Source organism: Achromobacter sp. GQ309 (assembly GCF_059759315.1).
Map to the genome: position 1 here is coordinate 829695 of NZ_JCAXDP010000002.1, position 20434 is coordinate 850128.

A 20434-nucleotide genomic window follows, 5' to 3' on the forward strand; every position below is an offset into this window, starting at 1 on the left:
CTGCAGCGCGGCGAGCCGATATGATGGCGCCTTCGCCGTTCTGTCCCCCAGACCATGTCCCTCGCGCGCGTGCCGCTCAAGCCTTTTGCTCCGCTACGCATGTCCGTGGCTGTACTGGCCGCTTCCGCGCTGCTGGCTGGCGTCGGTGTGCCGCCAGCCCACGCCCAAACCGCCCGCAAACCCTCCCCCTACGAAAACGGCCGCCCCCTGCGCCCCGACGAGGTCGAGGCGCGCAAGGCGGAGGACGCGCGTTGGGGAGGCCCGCGGTTCCTGGGGAAGATCCAGACCCGGACCGAATTCGATCAACTGGCGCGGGTCTACAACGCCGGCACGCCGCTTGAGATTCCGCATGTGCTTTTTGTCATCGACCGCCAGCGCGCGGATCGCATCTATTACCTGCACACGCCCCGGTATGGGCTGCACGAGACGTTCGCGCGTGAGCGGCGTCTGCTGTCCGACAAGGCCAAGCTGATCGCGCAGTACAAGGATCCGAACCGGCGTCTGCTGTTCGGCACGCTGAGCTGGCAGAACGGCCTGCCGGGCTACACGTTTGAATTCTGGGAAGGCGATCTGCTGACGCCGGAACTGCTGACCCTGACCGCGCAGCGGCTGGCGGCCACGTTCTACGAACCGCTGCGTTTCAAGAGCAACTCCACCTTGCAGGAGCAGACGGCGCAGCGCGCCGGGATGGATGTTGTCACGCAAGAGGCGCTGCTGCGCGAGCAGACCTTCCTGCCGCTGAATACGGGGCGCGCGCAGGGCCGGCTGCGCATCGTCAAATCCGTGGACGAGACGCCTGACCTGTCGCCCACCGACATTGTGGTGCTGGACGAGGTGCCCGTCGCGCTGACGCCCGTGGCCGGACTGGTCACGCAGCGGCCGTCGACCCTGCTCTCGCACGTGAACCTGCTGGCCAAGGGCTGGCGCATTCCCAATGCCTATGTGCGGGACGCCGTGGCGGCGTTGCACGAGCATGACGGCCAGTGGGTCGAGCTGACCGTGGAAAACAACGGCTATAGGGTGCAACGCATTGCACAGCCTGCGGTCAATGCCAACCAAGCGGCAACGACGCCCGCAAAAGCCGCCACGCCGCTACCCAAACCCGATCTGTCGGTGCGCGCCGTCAAGCCGCTGTCTGGCATGACCACGCGCGACAGCCGCTATTGCGGCGTCAAGGCGGCGAACCTGGGCGCGTTGAAGTCCGTGCTGCCGCCCGCGGCCAGCGTGCCGGACGGCTTCTGCATTCCATTTGCCCAGTACGCGGCGTTCATGGACAAGCTGGGCGTGCCTGCCCGCTTGGCGGCGCTGGAACAACGGGCCGACTTCGCGTCCGACGCCAATGTGCGGCGCGCGGAACTGGCCAAGCTGCGCCAGGACATCGCCGACGCACCGCCCGATGCGCTGTCCGCCGACTGGCTCGCCCGCTGGAAAAAGCAGCTGGGCGGCCGCGGCGTCTTCGTGCGCAGCTCGTCCAATTCCGAAGACCTGCCGGGCTTCAGCGGTGCGGGCCTGTACACCACCGTGCCGAACGTCACGCAGGCCGACGCGCTGGCCCGGGCCGTGCAGACGGTGTGGGCGTCGGTCTACAACTTCGAGGCCTACGAAGCGCGCCGCGCCGCGGGCTTCAACCAGGACGCGGTGGTCATGGCCGTGCTGGTGCAACTGGCCGCGGCGTCGGACAGTTCGGGCGTCATGATCACGCGCGATCCCTTCGACGCCTCACGCCGCCATGTCACGTACTTGTCCGCCAAGCGCGGGCTGGGCATCAAGGTGGTGGAAGGCAAGCGCCAGGCCGAGCAGGTCATGTATTCAAGCTGGTCCAAGGCCGTACAGGTGCTGAGCCGATCGGCCGAGGACACGCAGCTCGTGGCCGCTGCAAGTGGCGGCGTACGAGAAGTGCCCATCGAGGGCGCCAGGCAGGTGCTGAATGACGCGCTGGTCGCGCGCCTGGCCGCCGTGGGACGGCAGGTGAAGAAGTGGCTGGGAAATGCGGACCAGGACATCGAATGGGCCGTGCAAGGCGATGAGATCCTGATCCTGCAGGCGCGGCCGTACATTGACGGCGGCCGGTAATGCATCACAAATACCAGATCAGTCCGGCGCGGCGCCCGACGCCTGCACAATCTGCTTCCATTGCATGAATTCAGCCTGTTGGCGAGCGGCCAGCTCCGCCGGGCCGTCGTGCATCATCGTGACCCCCAACTGATCGAATTTCGTTTTCAGAGCGGGATCGGCCATGACCTTGCGGATCGCCTGATGTAGCCGGGCGACTGCGCTCTCGGGCACATCCTTCGCGCCATAGAATGCCACCCACAGGTCACCCGTAAAACCGGGAATGAACTCATTGATGGCGGGGACATCGGGCAACAGCGGGTTTCTTGCGGCGCTGCTGACGCCCAGCGCGCGCAGCTTGCCGGCTTTGATGCTCTCCAATGCGGACGGCAGGCTGGCGAAAAGCATTGGCACCTGGTTGCCCATGACGTCGGCCATCGCGGGCGACACGCCGCGGTACGGAACATGCTGCATGCGCAGTCCGCCAAGTTCGTTCAGCATGACGCCCAGCAGGTGATTCAAGGTGCCCGCCCCCGCCGAGGCGTACGGGTACGTATCCGGACTGGCCTTGACCAGCGCCATGAATTCATTCATGTCCTTCGCCGGAAACGCCGGATTCACGCACAGGACATTGGGCACTTCGCCCACGGCCGCGATCGGCGCGAAATCCTTGATGGGGTCAAACTTTGCGTCTTTATAGACCCAGGGAACGATCAGCTGGTTGCTGTTCGCGGTGAACAGCACGGTGTAGCCATCTTGAGGCTCACGCAGAAACGCCTGGGTGCCCACCACCCCGCCCGCGCCGGGCTTGTTGATCACGATCACTGGCTGGCCCAGTTCCGGGCCCAGTTTTTCGGCCATGATGCGGGCCACGATATCCACGGTGCCGCCCGCCGCTGTGGGCACGACGATATTGACCGGCCGGTTGGGGTATTCACCCGCGGCCCGCGCGGCGCCCGAGACGGCTGCGGCCGCGCACAGCGCCACCAGCGCTTGCTTCAGTAACTTGAACCCCATGTCATTCCCCTTGCTGTGTCAGCAGATGATGTAGTTGTCGGCCCATGGCGAGCAACCTGCGGTCGTCTCCCCAATTGCCGACCAGTTGCATGCCAATGGGCAAACCTGCCCGGTTGAAAGCGGTCGGCAGGTGCAGGCATGGCCATCCCAACACCGACCAGATCTTGTTGAAGACGCCATCGCCTGTATGGCTCAGCCCCTTGGGCGCTGGCCCCGGCGTGCTGGGCGTCAGGATCAGATCCGCGCCGCCATAGCGCGCACGCCAGCCATGCCGCAGCGACGCCTGCACCGCGAGCATTTCGCGGTACTCCCCGGCGCCGATGGCCAGGCCGTGCGCCACGGCCTGCCGCAGGGCCGAACTCACGCGATCCCCAATTTGCGCCACCACCGGCATCAGGCTGCGCGCAAACTCGTAGTGCATGATGATGTCGTGCGCTCGCAGCAGCAGGACCGTTTCCGCGGCCGATTCCACGGGTTCACAGTGCACGCCATGCGCATGCCACGCTTTGCATGCGCGGGCGATTTCCCGCTGGCTTTCCGGGCACAGCGCGGCATTGGGATTGTCCAGTTGCACCGCGATCGTCAGCGACCGCGCCGGCGCCTCGTCAGCGTGCCCGTCGGCGATCAGCACTTGGGCGATCGCCTCCGCATCCTCGACGGAGTTCGAATACCAGCCGATGGTGTCCAGCGATTCGCATGTCAGCTTCATGCCATCCCGGAACACCTGGCCGAAGCCGGGTTTGAAGCCCACCACGCCGCAGAATGCCGCAGGCCGGATCATCGACCCGCCGGTCTGCGTGCCCAGCGCTGCGGGCACCATGCCGGCGGCGACCGCAGCCGCCGAGCCGCTGGAGGAACCGCCCGGTGTATGTCCCAGCGCATGCGGGTTGCGTGTGGGCCCCGGCGTCCTGAAGGCGAACTCCGCCGTCACCGTCTTGCCCACCGGCACGGCCCCTGCAGCGCGCAGCATCCCCACACAGCACGCGTCGAACCGGGCAGCGCCGCCGGCCAGGTCTGGCACGCCGAAGCCGGTGGGCATGCCCGCCACGTCGATCACGTCCTTGACCCCGATCGGCACGCCAGCCAACACGCCCTCTATACCAGCCGGCGCTTCAAGCGCTTCCGGGTCCGCCGTATGGCACCAGGCGCGGATGGCGCTGTCCTGCTCGCCGATAGCCCTCAAGCTGGCGCGCGCGGCCGCCAGCGGTGCCACCTCGCCCGCGCGGACGCGACGAGATAGCGCTTGGACAGAAGGGGAATAAGGTGCGACAGGCATGGTGTATTCCAGCAAACGGCTGAACAGCTTCGATGCCGAATCTTAGGAATACAATTAATCCATGTCCAATATGTAATTTGGCATCAATTATGTCGAAATCAGAATTAATCTTCCTGGACGGCCGATTGCTGGTCCTGTTTTGCACGCTGGCCGAGGAACTGCATTTCGCCCGGGCTGCGGCGCGCCTGTTCATGACACAGCCGCCGCTCACCCAGCAGATCAAACGGCTGGAAACGCTGGTCGGCGTGGCCTTGTTCGAACGGACGACGCGCTCGGTCAAATTGACGCCCGCCGGCGAGATCATGTACGAGCGAGCGCGGCGGATTTCCGCTGATACCCAGTTGATGTTGCGCCAGGCGCGCCGTACGGCGCGCGGCGAGACCGGCTCGCTCGTCATTGGCATCACGCCCAGCGCCGCCAGTTCGCCCCTGGTGTCGGCGCTTAGCCACTACCGCGACGCGCACCCGGAAGTCCGGATCGACCTGCGCGAAATGAACTCGGTGGACATGGACCCCGCACTGCGTTCGCGAATCGTGGATGTCGCCCTGATGCGTCCGCACCCGCTGGACGCCGATATCCAGACCGCGGTCGTTCACGAAGAGCCCCTGTGCGTGGCGCTGCGTCACGACCACCTGCTGGCAAACCAGCGCGACGTATCGCTGCAGGAGCTTCTGGAGTTCCCCATGGTGGGCTATCGGCAGGACATCTCACCCTACTTCCGCAGCATGATCCAACGGCTTTTTGCACGCGCGCAACTCAAGCCATTGATCGCGCAGGAAAGCGTCATCCCCACCCTGCTGACGCTGGTGGAGGCCGGCGTCGGACCGGCGATCGTGCCCCAATCCTTGAGCCGGATGCGCCCGGATTCGCTGCGTTTTTTGCCGCTGCGCGATATCGCAGGCGAAAAAGCGCAGATCGTGCTCGCCGCGATGCGGGACCAAAGCAATCCGGCCCTGGAGGGATTTGCAGCGGCGCTGGCGCATTCCGGCTCACGCCGCTAAGCGCCAGCCCTTCCGGCGGGCGCTAGATATGCAACGCGTGCCCCAGCGCCTTGAGCGCGGCCTCCTGCACTGCCTCGCCCAACGTGGGATGCGCGTGGATCGTGCCCGCCACGTCTTCCAGCGTCGCGCCCATTTCCAGCGACTGCCCGAACGCCGTCGACAGCTCCGACACCGCGCGCCCCACCGCCTGCCAGCCAACAATCAGATGGTTGTCGCGCCGGGCCACCACGCGCACGAAGCCGTCGGTGGATTCCAGCGTCATGGCGCGGCCGTTGGCGGCAAAGGGGAATGCCGCCGTCACGCAATCCAGCCCGGCGCTTTCGGCCTCCTGCGGCGACAGGCCTGCGACCACGACCTCGGGGTCCGTGAAGCACACGGCAGGAATGGACGCCGGCTGGAAGTGGCGGCGCTTGCCCGCCACCAGTTCGGCCACCATCTCGCCCTGCGCCATCGCGCGGTGCGCCAGCATGGGCTCGCCTGCGATGTCGCCAATGGCCCAGACATCGCGCATCGACGTGCGGCACTGGTCGTCGATGCGCAACGCGTTGCCTTTGCGATCGAGCTGCAGGCTTTCCAGTCCCCAGCCTTGCGTGCGCGGGCGGCGTCCCACCGAGATCAGCACGCGGTCGGCGGGCAACAGCGTTTCGGCGCCGCTGGCGTCCTGCACGCGCACCGCGTCGCCCTTGCCGTTCAGGCCTAGCACCTTGCGACCCAGATGCAGCGCCACGCCCATCTTGCCTAGCGCGGCCGCGACGGGCTTGGTGAGTTCGGCGTCGTAGGTCGGCAGGATGCGGTCCTGCGCCTCGACGACGGCGACTTCTGCGCCCAGCTTGCGGTACACGGTGCCGAGTTCCAGCCCAATGTAGCCGCCGCCCACCACGACCAGTTGCTTCGGGATGCTGGTGGGCGACAGCGCCTCGGTGGATGACACCACCATTCCGCCGAATGGCATGGACGGCAGCGGCGTGGGTTCGGATCCCGCCGCCAGCAGCAGGTGTTCGCACTGGATGCGGATGCGGCCCGCCTCAGGCGTTTCGACTTCGGCGGTCTTGCCATCCAGCAGCGTGGCCCAGCCGCGCACCACTTCCACGCCGTTCTTCTTGAGCAGCGCGCCGACGCCGCCCGTCAGCTTGCCGACGATGCCGTCTTTCCAGGCCACGGTCTTGGCGATGTCGATGCGTGGCGCGTCGACCGCGATGCCCAGCGCCGATTCGCCGGCGTAGTGACGCGCCTTGTCGAATTCCTCGGCTGCGTGGATCAGGGCCTTGGACGGGATGCAGCCGATGTTCAGGCAGGTGCCGCCCAACTGCGCGCCCTCGACCAGGATGGTGGGCACGCCCAGTTGCCCGGCGCGGATGGCGGCCACGTAGCCGCCGGGGCCGCCGCCGATCACCAGCAATGTCGTTGTCTTTGTGATATGGCTCATGCTTACTCCACGAAAAGCAGCGCGGGTTGTTCCAGCAGCGCGCGCACGGCCTGGATGAAGCGCGCCGCGTCCATGCCGTCCACCACGCGGTGGTCGAAGGACGACGACAGGTTCATCAGCTTGCGCGCCACCACGGCGCCATTGCGGAAGGCGGGGCGTTCGACGATGCGGTTCACGCCCACGATGCCGACCTCGGGATGATTGATCACCGGCGTGGTGACGATGCCGCCCAAGGGACCGAGGCTGGTGATGGTGATGGTCGAGCCTGACAGTTCGTCGCGCCCGGCCGAGCCGCTGCGCACCGCCTGCGCCAGCCGCGTGATCTCGGCCGCCATGGACCAGAGATCGCGAGCCTCGGCATGACGCATCACCGGCACCATCAGGCCGCCGTCGCTTTGCGTGGCGATGCCGATGTGCACCGCGCCGTAGCGCGTCACGACGCCGGCCTCGTCGTCGTAGCGCGCGTTGATCTGCGGAAAATCGCGCAGCGCCACGACCATTGCGCGGGCCAGAAGCGGCAGCAGCGTCAGTTTGCCGCGCTGCTCGCCCCATTTGGCGTTGAGCTGCACGCGCAGGTCTTCGAGCTCGGTCACGTCGATTTCCTCGACGTAGCTGAAGTGCGGGATGCGGCGCTTGGATTCGGCCATCTTCTGCGCGATCTTCCTGCGCAGCCCGATGACGGGCACGGCGTCTTCGTCGTTGCGTTCGGCGTAGGCCGAGCCGGCGCGGGCGTTGCTGGCCGAGCCCTGCCCTTGCAGCCAGGCGTCCAGGTCTTCATGCAGGATGCGGCCGGCCGGGCCGCTGCCTTGCACGTAGCGCAGTTCGACGCCCAGATCCCACGCGCGCTTGCGCACGGCGGGTGAGGCCAGCGGCTTTTCGCCGGGCTGGCGGATGGTCGCGGGCGCGCCGCCGGGTTGACGTGCTGCCGGCGACTTGGCCGACGCCGACGTGGAGCCGGATGCGGATGCGGACGCGGATGTGGATGCGGACGCGGATGCCGATGCCGATGACGGGGTCGACGACTTGGCCGGCGTGGAAGTTGCGGGCGTCGCTACGCCGGGCGTCGTTACGCCAGACGCCGCAGCGCCACTTTCCACCAAACTCGGACCGCCTGCCCGCTGCGCCCCGTCCGCAGCAATCCCCTCACCCGCAGGCACAGCCGCCTTCGCCGCCGGCGCCGCCGCAGCGCCCGCCTTCACATTCCCTTCGCCTTCGACTTCCAGCCGGATCAGCTCGCCGCCCACGGCCATCACCTGGCCAACATCCCCGCCCAGCGAAATCACCTTGCCGACCACCGGCGACGGAATTTCGACCGTGGCCTTGTCCGTCATGACGTCGGCCAGCGGCTGGTCCTCGGCGACGGTGTCGCCCACCTTGACGTGCCAGCCCACCAGCTCGACCTCTGCGATGCCTTCGCCGATGTCGGGCATCTTGATGATATGAATCCCCATGTCATGCCTCCATCGCGCGTTTGAACGCTTCGCCGACCCGGCGCGGGCCGGGGAAGTACGCCCACTCCTGCGCGTGCGGATAGGGAGTGTCCCAACCGGTCACGCGCTCGACGGGCGCCTCCAGATGATGGAAGCAGTGTTCCTGCACCAGGGAAATCAGTTCCGCGCCAAAGCCGCAGGTGCGCGTGGCTTCGTGCACGACCACGCAGCGCCCGGTCTTCTTGACCGAGTTGACGATGGCGTCCAGATCCAGGGGCCAGAGGCTGCGCAGGTCGATGACCTCGGCGTCGATGCCGGTCTCTTCGGCCGCGGTCAGCGACACGTGCACGGTGGTGCCGTAGGTCAGCACCGTCAGTTCCGAACCCGGACGCACGATGGCGGCCGATTCCAGCGGCACGGTGTAGTAGCCGGTGGGCACGACGCTGCCCGGGCGGCCGGTCCACGGCGTAACCGGGCGGTCATGGTGCCCGTCGAACGGGCCGTTGTAGAGGCGCTTGGGTTCCAGGAAGATCACCGGATCGTCGTTCTCGATGGCGGCGATCAGCAGGCCTTTCGCGTCGTACGGATTGGACGGCATCACCGTGCGCAGCCCGCAGACCTGCGTAAACATGGCCTCGGGGCTCTGGCTGTGCGTTTGCCCGCCGTAGATGCCGCCGCCGCAAGGCATGCGGATGGTCATGGGCGCAATGAACTCGCCCACCGAGCGGTAGCGCAGGCGCGCGGCTTCAGACACGATCTGGTCCGAGGCCGGATAGAAGTAGTCGGCGAACTGGATCTCGCACACGGGCCGCAGCCCGTACGCGCCCATGCCCACCGCCACGCCGACGATGCCGCCTTCGGAGATGGGGGTGTCGAACACGCGCGAGCTGCCGTACTTGGCCTGCAGTCCTTCGGTGCAGCGGAACACGCCGCCAAAGTAGCCCACGTCCTGCCCGAACACCACGACGTTGTTGTCGCGCTCAAGCATGACATCCATGGCCGAGCGCAAAGCCTGGATCATGGTCATCGGCGCCGAGGCCGGACCAGCGTTGTTATCGATTGCCATGGTCAGACTCCGAGCTGCTGGCGCTGCCGGCGCAGATGCTCCGGCATGTCCTTGTACACGTCTTCAAAAATGCTGGCGGCGCTGGGGACGTGGCCGTCCACCAAAGTGCCGTAGCTCTCGGCTTCCTTCTGGGCCGCCAGGATCTCGGCGTCGAGTTCGGCGCGGACCGCGTCGTGCTCGGCGTCGGACCAGATGCCCAACAGGATGAGGTGTTTCTTGAAGCGCTCGATCGGGTCGCCCAGGGGGAAGTGGCTCCAGTCGTCACCAGGACGGTACTTGGTGGGATCGTCGGAGGTGGAGTGCGGACCGGCCCGGTAGGTCACCCACTCGATCAGCGTCGGGCCGAGATTGCGGCGCGCGCGTTCGGCGGCCCAGATCGACGCGGAATAGACCGCCAGGAAATCGTTGCCGTCCACCCGCAGCGACGCGATGCCGCAGCCCACGCCGCGGCCCGCGAAGGTCGCGCCCTCGCCGCCGGCGATCGCCTGGAAGGTGGAGATGGCCCACTGGTTGTTGACCACGTTCAGGATGACGGGCGCGCGGTAGACGTGCGCGAAGGTCAGCGCGGTATGGAAGTCGGCTTCGGCGGTGGCGCCGTCGCCGATCCAGGCCGAGGCAATGCGGGTGTCGCCCTTGATGGCCGAGGCCATGGCCCAGCCCACCGCCTGGATGAACTGCGTGGCCAGGTTGCCCGAAATCGTGAAGAAGCCGTTTTCGCGGTCGGAATACATGACCGGAAGCTGGCGGCCCTTGAGCGGGTCGCGCTCGTTGGACATGAGCTGGCACATCATCGTCACCAGCGACACGTCGCGCGACAACAGGATGCTTTGCTGGCGATAGGTGGGAAAGCACATATCCCCCTTTTCCAGCGCCATGGCGTGGGCGGTGCCGATGGCCTCTTCGCCCAGGCTCTGCATGTAGAACGAGATCTTCTTCTTGCGCTGCGCGGTCAGCATGCGCCCATCGAAGATGCGCGTCTTGAGCATCGCCCGCATGCCGGCGCGCAGCAGGTCGTGGCTGATCTCAGGCGCCCACGGGCCGACGGCGCGGCCGTGCTCGTCGATGACGCGGACCAGGCTGTAGGCCAGTGGACCGGTGTCGACCGCGGCAACATCAATGGGGGGTTTGGGCACCTCGCCCGGTGGCGAAAGATGCAGATAGGAGAAGTCTGTCTTGCAACCCGGTCGCCCTGTCGGCTCGGGGACGTGCAACTTCAGCGGCCCATATTGGCTCATGTATTGTCTCCACGCTTGATCGTGTCATGCGTTTTCTTCCTACCAAGGCGTTGCCAGAGGCGTGTGACCTCGGACTCTGCCGTCGACGGCTTGCGCCCGGGGATACTTGGGCAAAGCCGTTGACGAGATTAGCACAGGGGACAGGGCCGATGAGCGGGCCGCGCGGCCTTTTGGGGCCGCATTGGACTGAGGGTTTTCCTCAGGCGGCGCCGGTCCATTCCGTGACGAATTCACGGTAGTCCGGACGCTTGGCGGACGGCACCGCGCACGCGGGCGTGCCGACGGCCAAAAAGCCCAGGAAGCGGTAATCCAGCGAGTCCAGGCCCAGCGCGTCCTGCACGTCTTCAACGTACGTGCCCAGGCCGGTGCTCCAGAACGCGGCGTAGCCCAGCATGTGGACGGCGTTCAGGATGTTCATCACCGAGCAGCCAGCGGCCAGCAGCTGTTCCTGTTCAGGGATCTTGGTGTTGCCGTGGGCGATTTTCTGAGCCACGGCGATGAACAGCGGCACGCTGGCCATCCATTCGCGGACCGACTTTTCCTTTTCGGGCGTCATGCGCGGGTCGCCGCTGCGCTTGACGGCGTCAAGCGCCATGTCCGCCAGCTTGCCGATGGCCTCGCCCTGGATCACGACATAGCGCCACGGACGCAGCGCGCCGTGATCGGGCGCAGACATGGCGGCCTGCAGGATCTGTTCGAGTTCGTCGGGTTTGGGCGCCGGCGCCCGCAGGAACTTGAAGGAGCGGCGCGAGGTCAGGGCGTGGAGCGGCGTGGCGGTCTGGTTTACGGTCATTGATCGATGCGCAAATGGGAAAGAAACAGATTCTCATAGTACGCGATGACGTCTGACCGGTCGCTGATCCCCCGGACTGCAACAAGGACATCCCGGCGGTGCGCTCAGCCCAGGTGGGTGTGCCGCTCCTGCCGCTCTTCGACCTGCATTTCGCTCAGCCCGTGCAGGATGCCGCAATCGTCCGAGTCGGGCCTCGCCGACACGCAGCGCTGGCGCAAGTCGCTCAATTGGGCTTTCAGCTGCATCAGTTCGGCGATGCGCTCGTCGACATGCGAGATGTGCTCGTCGAACAGCTTGTTGATGGGGCCGCAACCGGTGCGATGGTTGTCGGCCACGGACAGGATGGCGCGGATTTCGTCCTGCGTCATGTCCAGCGCGCGGCAGTTGCGGATGAGGCGCAGGCGCTCCAGATGCATCTGGCCATAGGTGCGGTAGTTGTTCAACCCGCGCTCCGGGGCGGGCAGCAGCCCCTCTTTTTCGTAATACCTGACGGTTTCGACCGTGGTGCCGGCCGCCGTGGCCAATTCGCCGATACGCATCGCTGCCTCCCGGATCCGATCCGATGATTAGGGGTTGACCCTATAGTAACTCCAAGGTGTGGAATTGCGTCATCAGCTTATTTGAAGGGTCAAGCGGATGTCTTTACCTCCGGTCAAAGAACACAAACATCAGTCGGGCAAGCACGGCGGCGCCTGCTGCGGTGGCGGACACTCGCCTGCGCCGGTCGCCGTCGCGCAAATTGAGACGCCAGGCGATGACGCCTGCTGCGGCCACGAACATCCGAAGGCGGCGGGCGAGGCCCCCTCGCGTGGGCATGATGCGCACGCGGGTCACGACCACAGCCACGGGCACGATGCCCACACCGGCCACGATCACGGTCACCGCCACGGCCATGGCAGCGAACATGGCGCCGACGCCTGCTGCGCGCCCGCTGCCGCAGCCCTGGCTGCCCAGGACGATTCCTGCTGCGGCCACGCGCATGGCGATGCCGTTCTGCAGCCGGCCGCCGCCGCGACGCTCACCGCCGGCCCCGGCCAGCTGCTGGCGCGCCTGCGCATCGGCCAGATGGATTGCCCCACCGAGGAAACGCTGATCCGCAAGAAGCTCGCCGGCGTGGACGGCGTGCATGCGCTGGACTTCAACCTGATGCAGCGCATCCTGACCGTGGTTCACGCCGACGGCGCGCTGGACCGCATCATCGCAGCCATCAAATCGCTGGACATGACGCCCGAGCCCCTGGCCGACGGCGCGGCGGCCGCGCCCGCCCCCGCCGCCAAGGCGGTGAACTGGTGGCTGATCGGCGGCGCGGGCGTGCTGGCGGCGCTGTCCGAGTTCTCGCATTTTGCCGGCGGCCCGTTGCTGCTGACCGCGGCACTGGCCGTGGCCGCCATCCTGGCCTGCGGGGTCAGCACCTATCGCAAGGGCTGGATTGCCGTGCGCAACGGCAACCTGAACATCAACGCGCTGATGAGCATCGCCGTCACCGGCGCCGTGCTGATCGGCCAATGGCCCGAAGCGGCCATGGTGATGTTCCTGTTCAACGTGGCCGAACTGATCGAAGCCCGCTCGCTGGACCGCGCGCGCAACGCCGTGCGCGGCCTCCTGGACCTGGCGCCCGACACCGCTACCCTGCGCCAGCCGGACGGCACTTGGGCGGAAGTGCCCGCCGCGTCGCTGCAGCCGGGCGGCATCGTGCGCGTGCGGCCGGGCGAGCGCATTGCCGCAGACGGCATCGTCGTGAACGGCACATCGGCCGTGGACCAGTCGCCCATTACGGGCGAAAGCCTGCCCGTCGAAAAAGCCCAGGACGATCCGGTGTTCGCGGCCACCATCAATACCTCCGGGTCCTTTGAATACCGCGTGACCGCCGCGGCCGGCAACACGACGCTGGCGCGCATCATCCACGCGGTGGAACAGGCGCAGGGCGCGCGCGCGCCCACGCAGCGCTTCATCGACCGGTTCTCGCGCATCTACACGCCTGCCGTCGTGGCCGTCGCGGCGGCCGTGGCCGTGCTGCCGCCGCTGCTGTGGGGCCAGCCGTGGTTCGACGCCATCTACCGCGCGCTGGCGCTGTTGATCATCGCCTGCCCATGCGCGCTGGTGATTTCCACACCCGTCAGCATCGTCAGCGGCCTGACCGCCGCCTCGCGCCGCGGCATCCTCATCAAGGGCGGCGTCTATCTTGAAGAAGGGCGCAACCTGAAATGGCTGGCGCTGGACAAGACCGGCACGCTGACGCACGGCAAGCCGGTGCAGACCGATCTGCAGGACTGGGACGCCCCGGCGCAGAATCCCCACCCCGCCGCCCTGATCGCCGCCAGCCTGGCCGCCCGCTCTGACCACCCCGTGTCGCTGGCCGTGGCCAACGCTGCGCGCGACGCCGGCAGCGCGCTGCTCGAGGTCGACGCCTTCACCGCCCTGCCCGGCCGCGGCGTCAGCGGTCAGGTCGACGGCCAGACATATCACCTGGGCAACCGCCGCCTGATGCGCGAGCTGGGCGTTTCCAGCGATGCGCTCGATGCCCGCTTTGATGAACTGGAAAGCCAGGGCAAGAGCGTCATCGCGCTGTCCGACGGCAGCCGCGTGCTGGCGCTGGCGGCCGTGGCCGATACGGTCAAGCCCACCAGCGCCCAGGCCATCGCCGACCTGCACGGGCTGGGCGTGCGTACGCTGATGCTGACCGGCGACAACACGCCGACCGCGCAAGCCATCGCGCGTCAGGTCGGCATCGACGAAGCGCGCGGCGACCAGCTGCCCGAGGACAAGCTGAGCGCCATTGAAGGCAAGCTTGCGCCGGACGTGCGGGTCGGCATGGTGGGCGACGGCATCAACGACGCGCCCGCGCTGGCCCGCGCCGACATCGGCTTTGCGATGGGCGCGGCCGGCACCGGCACGGCCATCGAGACCGCCGACGTGGCGCTGATGGACGACGACCTGCGCAAGATCGGCACCTTCCTGCGCCTGTCTCGTGCAACGCATCGTGTGCTGGTTCAGAACATCGCGCTGGCGCTGGGCATCAAGGTGGTGTTCCTGGCGCTGGCCGTGACAGGCCACGCGACGCTGTGGATGGCGGTGTTTGCCGACGTGGGCGCGAGCCTGCTGGTGGTGGCCAACGGCCTGCGGCTGCTGCGCGCCTCTCCGGCCAGCCGCTGAACGGAACGGCGGGCGGCGCCGAGGCCGGCCAACGCGCTGGCTGCGGCGGGCAGCGCCGAACTGGCACCGCCGCGCCGCAGCCTCCACCGCGATTGCCCGTATGATGGCGAAAAACAGAGCCGCCCCGCGCGCCATCAAGGAGACTCCCGCTTGTCCGCAGGTTCGCATTCGCCCATCCCGGAAACGTTTCCCACCTTTGAATCATCGGATTTCTCGGGAGAGGGATCTTTTTATTTCGACCTCGTGCGCCTGCAGGATCACGACGACATTCCGCGCGGTTTCCTGCACCGGCACCGCTATTACCATCTGCTGTGGATGACCGAGGCGCAGGGCACCCACCTGCTCGACTTCGAGCAGCACGCGGTGCGCGACCACTCGGTCTTCTTCCTGTCCCCGGGCCAGATTCACGCGTGGACGTCGTCGGTGAAACCCAGCGGCTACGTCATGAACATCAGCACCGAATTCTTCGCGCAGATGTTCCCGCGCGCGGACGACATCGCCAAGTTTCCGTTCTTTCACCTGGCGGGCGGCCCGCCCGTGATCTACCTGACCCGCGAGCAGCACGACGCCATGCTGCCGCTGCTGGCCGAGATCGAACGCGAAACGCGCGACCGGCAGACGGGCCGGTTTGACGTGGTGCGCTCGTACCTGCTGATCCTCCTGACGCAGCTTCGCCGCCTGTATCCGGCCGACGAACGCGAGACCGCCGCCGGTCCCAGTTACTCGCTGGCCAAGCGCTTCACCATGCTGATCGAAGAGCATTACCTGGACTTCTCGGCTATCCGCCAGTACGCCGACGCCCTGTGCGTCAGCGAGCGCCAGCTCAACGACGCGGTCAAGCGCAGCGTGGGGCGCACCGCCAGCCAGCTCGTGCAGGAGCGCATTGCGCTGGAGGCCAAGCGGCTGCTGTGCAACACGGACTTGAGCATCGCCGAGATCGGATTCCAGCTGAACATCGAGGACCCGGCTTACTTCACGCGCTTTTTCAAGAAGCACACGGCCTGCACCCCGGGCGACTTCCGCAAGAAGTACTACCGCCCCATCGAATGACGACCCCGTCGGATGGCAGCCGTAATGAATGACGGCGCCGTCGGATGACGGCCATACCGAATGGCGGCCGCGTCGCCCGCCCCGCAAAAAAGTGCAAAACAAGCTCTGATCTGTCCTAACGCGCCCTGACCCGGGCTGCGTAAAGTTCATCCGGACTCAACCCGCCGCGCTGCGGCCAGATTGAAACTGCGATGAATGACACTTCGACATTGATGACGGGCGGCCAGCATGTGGTGCGGGCCTTGCTGGAACACGGCGTGGACACCGTATTCGGCGTGCCCGGCGAGAGCTATTTGGACGTCCTGGACGCACTGTATGCGCACCGCGAGCAGATCCGCCTGGTGTCCTGCCGGCATGAAGGCGCGGCGGCATTCATGGCCGAAGCGCACGGCAAGCTGACCGGCCGGCCCGGCATCTGCATGGTGACGCGCGGCCCCGGCGCCACCAACGCCAGCATCGGCGTGCAGACCGCGTTCCAGGATTCCACCCCGATGATCGTGCTGGTGGGCCAGGTCGGCAACGACATGGTCGAGCGCGAGGCCTTCCAGGAAATCGACTACCGCCGCATGTTCGGCCAGTTCACGAAGTGGGTGGCGCAGATCGACAGCGCCGCGCGCGTCACTGAATACCTGAACCGCGCCTTTTCCGTCGCCACGTCCGGCCGCCCCGGCCCCGTGGTGCTGGCGCTGCCCGAGGACATGCTGACGGACGTCGCCCCGGCCCTGTCCTGCGGCGCGATCCAGGTGCCGCAGGCCTACCCGGCGCCCGACGCGATGGCCGGCATGCGCACGCTGCTTGCCAACGCGCAGCGTCCCCTGCTGATCGCCGGCGGTTCCGGCTGGACGGACGCGGGGCTGGCAAGCCTGACCCGCTTTGCCGAACTGAACGGCCTGCCGGTCGCGTGCTCGTTCCGCCGCCAGGACCTGTTCGACAACCACCACGCGCAGTACGTCGGCGAAGTCGGCATCGGCGTGAACCCGGAACTGGCCGAGGCCGTGCGCCAGGCCGACGTCATCCTGGCCGTGGGCGCGCGGCTGGGTGAGATGGTGACGGGCGGCTATACCCTGCTGCAATCGCCGGTGCCCAGCCAGACGCTGATCCATGTGCTGGCCAGCGCCGAAGAGCTGGGCCGCGTGTATCAACCCGCCCTCAAGATCCAGTCCGGCATGGATGCCTTTGCGGCGTCGGCGGCGGAACTGACGCCCGTGGATGCGACGCCGTGGCGCGACTGGACGCAGACGCTGCGCGGCAACTACCTGCGCTACACCGAGCTGCCCGCCGCGCGCGGAGACATGGACCCGGCGCGCGTCATTGCCACGCTGCGCGACCAGCTCGACCCGAGCGCCATTCTGACCAACGGCGCGGGCAACTACAGCGCCTGGGCGCATCGCTACTACCGCTTCAGCCAACCGCGCACGCAATTGGCGCCCACCAGCGGCGCCATGGGTTACGGCGTGCCCGCGGCCATCGCGGCCAAGCTACGACACCCCGAGCGCCAGGTGATCTGCCTGGCGGGCGACGGCTGCTTCCTGATGACCTCGCAGGAACTGGCCACCGTGAAGCAGCACCAGCTGGGCATCGTCTTCATCGTGTTCAACAACGGCATGTACGGCACGATCCGCATGCACCAGGAGGTGCACTACCCCGGCCGCACCATCGGCACGGACCTGTGCAACCCGGACTTCGTGGCCTACGCCCAATCGTTCGGCGTGACGGCCGAACGCGTGGACACCCATGAAGCGTTCGGCCCCGCGTTGGCGCGTGCGCTGGACAGCGGTTCCCCCTATCTGATCGAACTCAGTCTGGACCCCGAGGTGATCACGCCCCGGGCCACGTTGACGAGCCTGCGCGAAAAGGCGCGCACCGCCGGCGCCTGACAGATCAGGCGCGGCGTTTACATAAAAAAATCCAACACTGGAGAGAGACATGACCACAACCCTGACCCCACGCCGCCTGGCGGCCGCCTTCCTGATGACCGCCGCCTCGCTGGGCGCGGCCGCAACGGCTGCCGCGGCTGATTTCCCCGAGCGCCCCCTGCGCATCATCGTGCCGTTCGCCGCAGGCGGCGCCACCGACGTCATCGCCCGCACCGTGGCGCAGTCCATGTCCACCCGGCTGGGCCAGCCCGTCGTGGTGGAAAACAAGGCCGGCGCCAACGGCAACATCGGCGCCGTCATGGCGGCCCGTTCCGAAGCCGACGGCTACACGCTGCTGATGGCCACGTCCAGCCACGCCATCAACGCCTCGCTCTATCACAAGCTGGACTACAACCTGACGCGTGACTTCGCCGGCCTGTCGAACCTGGCCTCGGTGCCGCTGGTGCTGGTGGTGAACCCGTCCGTGCCGGCCAAGACGCCGCAGGAACTGGCCGACTACGCCAAGGCCAACGGCAACCGCGTGAACTACGCGTCCGGCGGCACCGGCACGGCTTCGCACCTGGCGGGCGCGCAATTCAATTCGCTGGCCGGCGCGCAGATGACGCACGTGCCGTACAAGGGCGGCGCGCAGGCGCTCAACGACCTCATGGGCGGACAGGTCCAGATCATGTTCGCCAACCTGCCCGAGGTGCTGTCGCAGGTGCAGGCAGGCCGCCTCACCCCCATCGCCGTTACCGGCACGCAGCGCCACGCCGCCCTGCCCAACGTGCCCGCGTTTTCCGAGACGGCCTACACGGCCATGAACGCGCGCTCGTGGTTCGGCCTGTTCGTGCCGGCCGCCACGCCCGCGCCCGTGGTGGAAAAACTGTCCAAGGCCATCACCGACGGCATCGCCGATCCGTCCGTGCAGGACAAGCTCAAGGGCCTGGGCGCCGACCCGGTGGGCGATGGTCACACCGCCTTCCAGAAATACGTCAACACGGAAGTGGAACGCTGGAGCGTGCTGGTCAAGCAGTCCGGCGCCACCGCCGACTGACACCCGTTTTTGCAACCGCCATCAAGGATTCATCATGCTTTACGACGTACGTACCTACACCTGCCGCGCCGGCACCATCAAGAAGCACCTGGCGCTGTATGCCGAACACGGCTACGAGGTGCAGAGCCGCCATCTAGGCAAGCCGCTCGCCTACATGCAGACCGAGACGGGCAATGTCAACACCTACATGCACATCTGGGTCTATGACAGCGCCGCCGACCGCGAAGCCAAGCGCCAGGCGCTGCAGAAGGATCCGGCCTGGGCGACCTATCTGACCAAAAGCGCCGAGGCCGGCTACCTGATCAGCCAGGAAAACCGCCTGATGACGCCGACGGCATTCTTCAAGCCCTGATGTAAAACGCCGCCCCGCGCATGAAGCGCGGGGCGGCGCGATGGTTCAAAATTCGTTCGGCGAAGGCCGCGGCGTGTGATGCCGCGGCCTTCGCCTTTGCAGGCGGCGTCAGCCCGCCTGGTCTTCCTGCGGCCAGTCCCGCAGCACGGGCGCGTCCGGCGCGCCCGGTCCCACGTCGCGCAGATGGTCGTGCTGCAACAGCGCCATGCGGTAGGCATCGCGGTACGCGCCGTTGGAAAAGAACTCTTCCTTGAGCAGGCCTTCGATCTGGAAGCCGCAGCGCTCGTACACGTGGACGGCAGCGGTATTGTCCTTGTCCACCACCAGATACACCTTATGCAGGTTCAGCACGCGGAACGCGTAGCCCACCGCAATGCGCGTAGCGGCCTTGGCGTAGCCGCGGCCCTGGTAGCTGGGCGCGATGATGATCTGGAATTCGGCGCGGCGGTGGATGTAGTCGATCTCGACCAGTTCGACCAGCCCGGCCGGCTGCCCGGTGTCGTGCTCGATGATGAAACGCCGCTCGTTCTGGTCATGCAGGTGGCGGTCGTACAGAGCCACGAGTTCGTCATAGGCCTCGTAGGGCTCTTCGAACCAGTAGCGCATGATGACGTCGTTATTGTTGATCTTGTGCACAAAGTGCAGGTCGCCGCGTTCGAGCGGGCGTAGTTTGATATCGGATGCGACCGACATAGATACCTCGAAATGACCGCTGGGGTGCGGCCATTCTATGTCAAGCCCACGGGTCCTGCGTTCAGGAAACCGTTGCCGGTTTGCGAGCACATAAGTATCTCTAGGAAATACCTAAGAATCTTTATAAAATCCCTGATTTCCCCGCCCGCCGCGGACGCCCACCGCCCACTTTTCTGCGAGTCCCATGAGCCGTCCCGACCCTCTCTTCGTTCAATCCCTGGCCAAAGGCTTCGAACTGCTGGAAGCCTTTGCCCAACGCCCGTCCACCATGAGCATGAACGAACTCATGGAAATCACGGGATTCGACCGCAGCACCACGCAGCGCATGACGCACACGCTGGTCACGTTGGGGTATCTGGAACGCGGCGCCGGTGGCAAGGGCTATACGCCGGGCAAGAAGATCCTGCAGCGCAGCTTTGACTACATGCGCAGCGTGCCGCTGCTGGAACGCGCCACCCCGCTCATCGCCGAGATGCAGCGCGAAACCAATGAGCGCGTGGAACTGAGCCTGTTCGACGACCTGTACATCATTTTTGCGCTGCGCCGCCAGACCAAGCGTCAGACTTTCAGCAGCACGCTGGCCGGCCGCGCCCTGCCGATGGTGCAGACGGCCGGGGGCCGGGCCATCATGTCCCACCTGCCCGAAGAGGAAGTCGAGGACATCCTGGCGCGGTCCAAGGACATGCCGCTTGCCACGATTCCAAGCACCCCAAAGACCGACAACGATCCGGACCGCATCCGGGGCCTGGTTCAGCAGGCGCGCCAGGACGGCTATGCCACCGCGATCGAAGAAAGCATGCTGGGCGAGCTGAACCTGGCCGCCGCCATCCTGGATCATCGCCACCGGCCGGTGGCAGCCATCCAGATCGCGGGGCTGGTGTCCGAATGGGCCTCGCCGGCGGAATTTGCGCGGCGTTATTCGCCGCTGCTGCTGACTGCGGCGCGGGGGCTGAGCGGCAAGGTCGGCCTGTCCTGAC

The 20434-nt window shown here is 66.7% G+C and carries 17 protein-coding genes; 8 read left to right on the forward strand and 9 right to left on the reverse strand.

Features of this window, described 5'->3' with window-relative positions; translation table 11 throughout:
- Positions 1 to 54 precede the first annotated feature (54 nt).
- Positions 55 to 2073 (forward strand): PEP/pyruvate-binding domain-containing protein, encoded by a 2019-nt coding sequence (locus AC6CIE_RS09110; protein WP_498092063.1) that lies wholly within the window; start codon positions 55 to 57, stop codon positions 2071 to 2073.
- 18 nt (positions 2074 to 2091) lie between these two features.
- Here AC6CIE_RS09110 and AC6CIE_RS09115 read toward each other — a convergent pair whose 3' ends face one another.
- Both AC6CIE_RS09115 and AC6CIE_RS09120 read right to left on the reverse strand, forming a co-directional pair.
- Complete coding sequence (locus tag AC6CIE_RS09115; protein WP_286890233.1) at positions 2092 to 3069, reverse strand: Bug family tripartite tricarboxylate transporter substrate binding protein; 978 nt, start codon at positions 3067 to 3069, stop codon at positions 2092 to 2094.
- A 1-nt stretch (position 3070) separates the two neighbouring features.
- Entirely contained in the window at positions 3071 to 4345 is a 1275-nt protein-coding gene (locus AC6CIE_RS09120; RefSeq protein WP_343738683.1) for an amidase, read from the reverse strand.
- Between the two features lie 32 nt (positions 4346 to 4377).
- Between AC6CIE_RS09120 and AC6CIE_RS09125 the strand changes: the two genes are divergently transcribed.
- Positions 4378 to 5346, forward strand: coding sequence for a LysR substrate-binding domain-containing protein (locus AC6CIE_RS09125; RefSeq protein WP_498092064.1), 969 nt, complete (start codon positions 4378 to 4380; stop codon positions 5344 to 5346).
- 22 nt (positions 5347 to 5368) lie between these two features.
- Here AC6CIE_RS09125 and lpdA read toward each other — a convergent pair whose 3' ends face one another.
- The 6 genes from lpdA to cadR all read right to left on the reverse strand — a co-directional run bounded on the left by lpdA (position 5369) and on the right by cadR (position 11835).
- Positions 5369 to 6772: a dihydrolipoyl dehydrogenase gene (lpdA, locus tag AC6CIE_RS09130; RefSeq protein WP_498092065.1), complete on the reverse strand. Its 1404-nt coding sequence runs from the start codon at positions 6770 to 6772 to the stop codon at positions 5369 to 5371.
- A 2-nt stretch (positions 6773 to 6774) separates the two neighbouring features.
- A complete protein-coding gene (locus AC6CIE_RS09135) occupies positions 6775 to 8223 on the reverse strand; it encodes a dihydrolipoamide acetyltransferase family protein (RefSeq protein ID WP_498092066.1) in 1449 nt (482 codons plus the stop codon).
- A gap of 1 nt (position 8224) precedes the next feature.
- Positions 8225 to 9268: an alpha-ketoacid dehydrogenase subunit beta gene (locus AC6CIE_RS09140; RefSeq protein WP_175126103.1), complete on the reverse strand. Its 1044-nt coding sequence runs from the start codon at positions 9266 to 9268 to the stop codon at positions 8225 to 8227.
- 2 nt (positions 9269 to 9270) lie between these two features.
- Positions 9271 to 10503 (reverse strand): 3-methyl-2-oxobutanoate dehydrogenase (2-methylpropanoyl-transferring) subunit alpha, encoded by a 1233-nt coding sequence (locus tag AC6CIE_RS09145; RefSeq protein ID WP_105238419.1) that lies wholly within the window; start codon positions 10501 to 10503, stop codon positions 9271 to 9273.
- A gap of 199 nt (positions 10504 to 10702) precedes the next feature.
- Positions 10703 to 11296, reverse strand: coding sequence for a nitroreductase family protein (locus AC6CIE_RS09150; RefSeq protein ID WP_498092068.1), 594 nt, complete (start codon positions 11294 to 11296; stop codon positions 10703 to 10705).
- Between the two features lie 104 nt (positions 11297 to 11400).
- Positions 11401 to 11835, reverse strand: a complete 435-nt coding sequence (gene cadR / locus AC6CIE_RS09155) for a Cd(II)/Pb(II)-responsive transcriptional regulator (RefSeq protein WP_498092070.1) — start codon at positions 11833 to 11835, stop codon at positions 11401 to 11403.
- A gap of 97 nt (positions 11836 to 11932) precedes the next feature.
- On the opposite strand from cadR, the gene AC6CIE_RS09160 reads away from it, so the two are divergent.
- From AC6CIE_RS09160 to AC6CIE_RS09180, 5 genes are all read left to right on the forward strand, one after another.
- On the forward strand, positions 11933 to 14449 hold the full coding sequence (locus tag AC6CIE_RS09160; protein WP_498092071.1) for a heavy metal translocating P-type ATPase: 2517 nt from the start codon (positions 11933 to 11935) through the stop codon (positions 14447 to 14449).
- Between the two features lie 150 nt (positions 14450 to 14599).
- Entirely contained in the window at positions 14600 to 15499 is a 900-nt protein-coding gene (locus tag AC6CIE_RS09165; RefSeq protein WP_343736756.1) for a helix-turn-helix domain-containing protein, read from the forward strand.
- A 191-nt stretch (positions 15500 to 15690) separates the two neighbouring features.
- Positions 15691 to 17376 carry a thiamine pyrophosphate-binding protein gene (locus AC6CIE_RS09170; RefSeq protein WP_343736755.1) on the forward strand — a complete coding sequence of 562 codons (1686 nt, stop codon included), beginning with the start codon at positions 15691 to 15693 and terminating at the stop codon, positions 17374 to 17376.
- 49 nt (positions 17377 to 17425) lie between these two features.
- Positions 17426 to 18412 (forward strand): tripartite tricarboxylate transporter substrate binding protein, encoded by a 987-nt coding sequence (locus AC6CIE_RS09175; RefSeq protein WP_498092073.1) that lies wholly within the window; start codon positions 17426 to 17428, stop codon positions 18410 to 18412.
- Positions 18413 to 18446: 34 nt separating this feature from the next.
- Positions 18447 to 18764: an NIPSNAP family protein gene (locus AC6CIE_RS09180; RefSeq protein WP_056316357.1), complete on the forward strand. Its 318-nt coding sequence runs from the start codon at positions 18447 to 18449 to the stop codon at positions 18762 to 18764.
- Between the two features lie 108 nt (positions 18765 to 18872).
- Here AC6CIE_RS09180 and speG read toward each other — a convergent pair whose 3' ends face one another.
- A complete protein-coding gene (speG, locus tag AC6CIE_RS09185; protein WP_175124181.1) occupies positions 18873 to 19457 on the reverse strand; it encodes a spermidine N1-acetyltransferase in 585 nt (194 codons plus the stop codon).
- A 184-nt stretch (positions 19458 to 19641) separates the two neighbouring features.
- Here speG and AC6CIE_RS09190 point away from each other — a divergent pair, with 184 nt between their 5' ends.
- Positions 19642 to 20433, forward strand: coding sequence for an IclR family transcriptional regulator (locus AC6CIE_RS09190; RefSeq protein ID WP_175124180.1), 792 nt, complete (start codon positions 19642 to 19644; stop codon positions 20431 to 20433).
- The last annotated feature ends 1 nt before the right edge of the window (position 20434 follow it).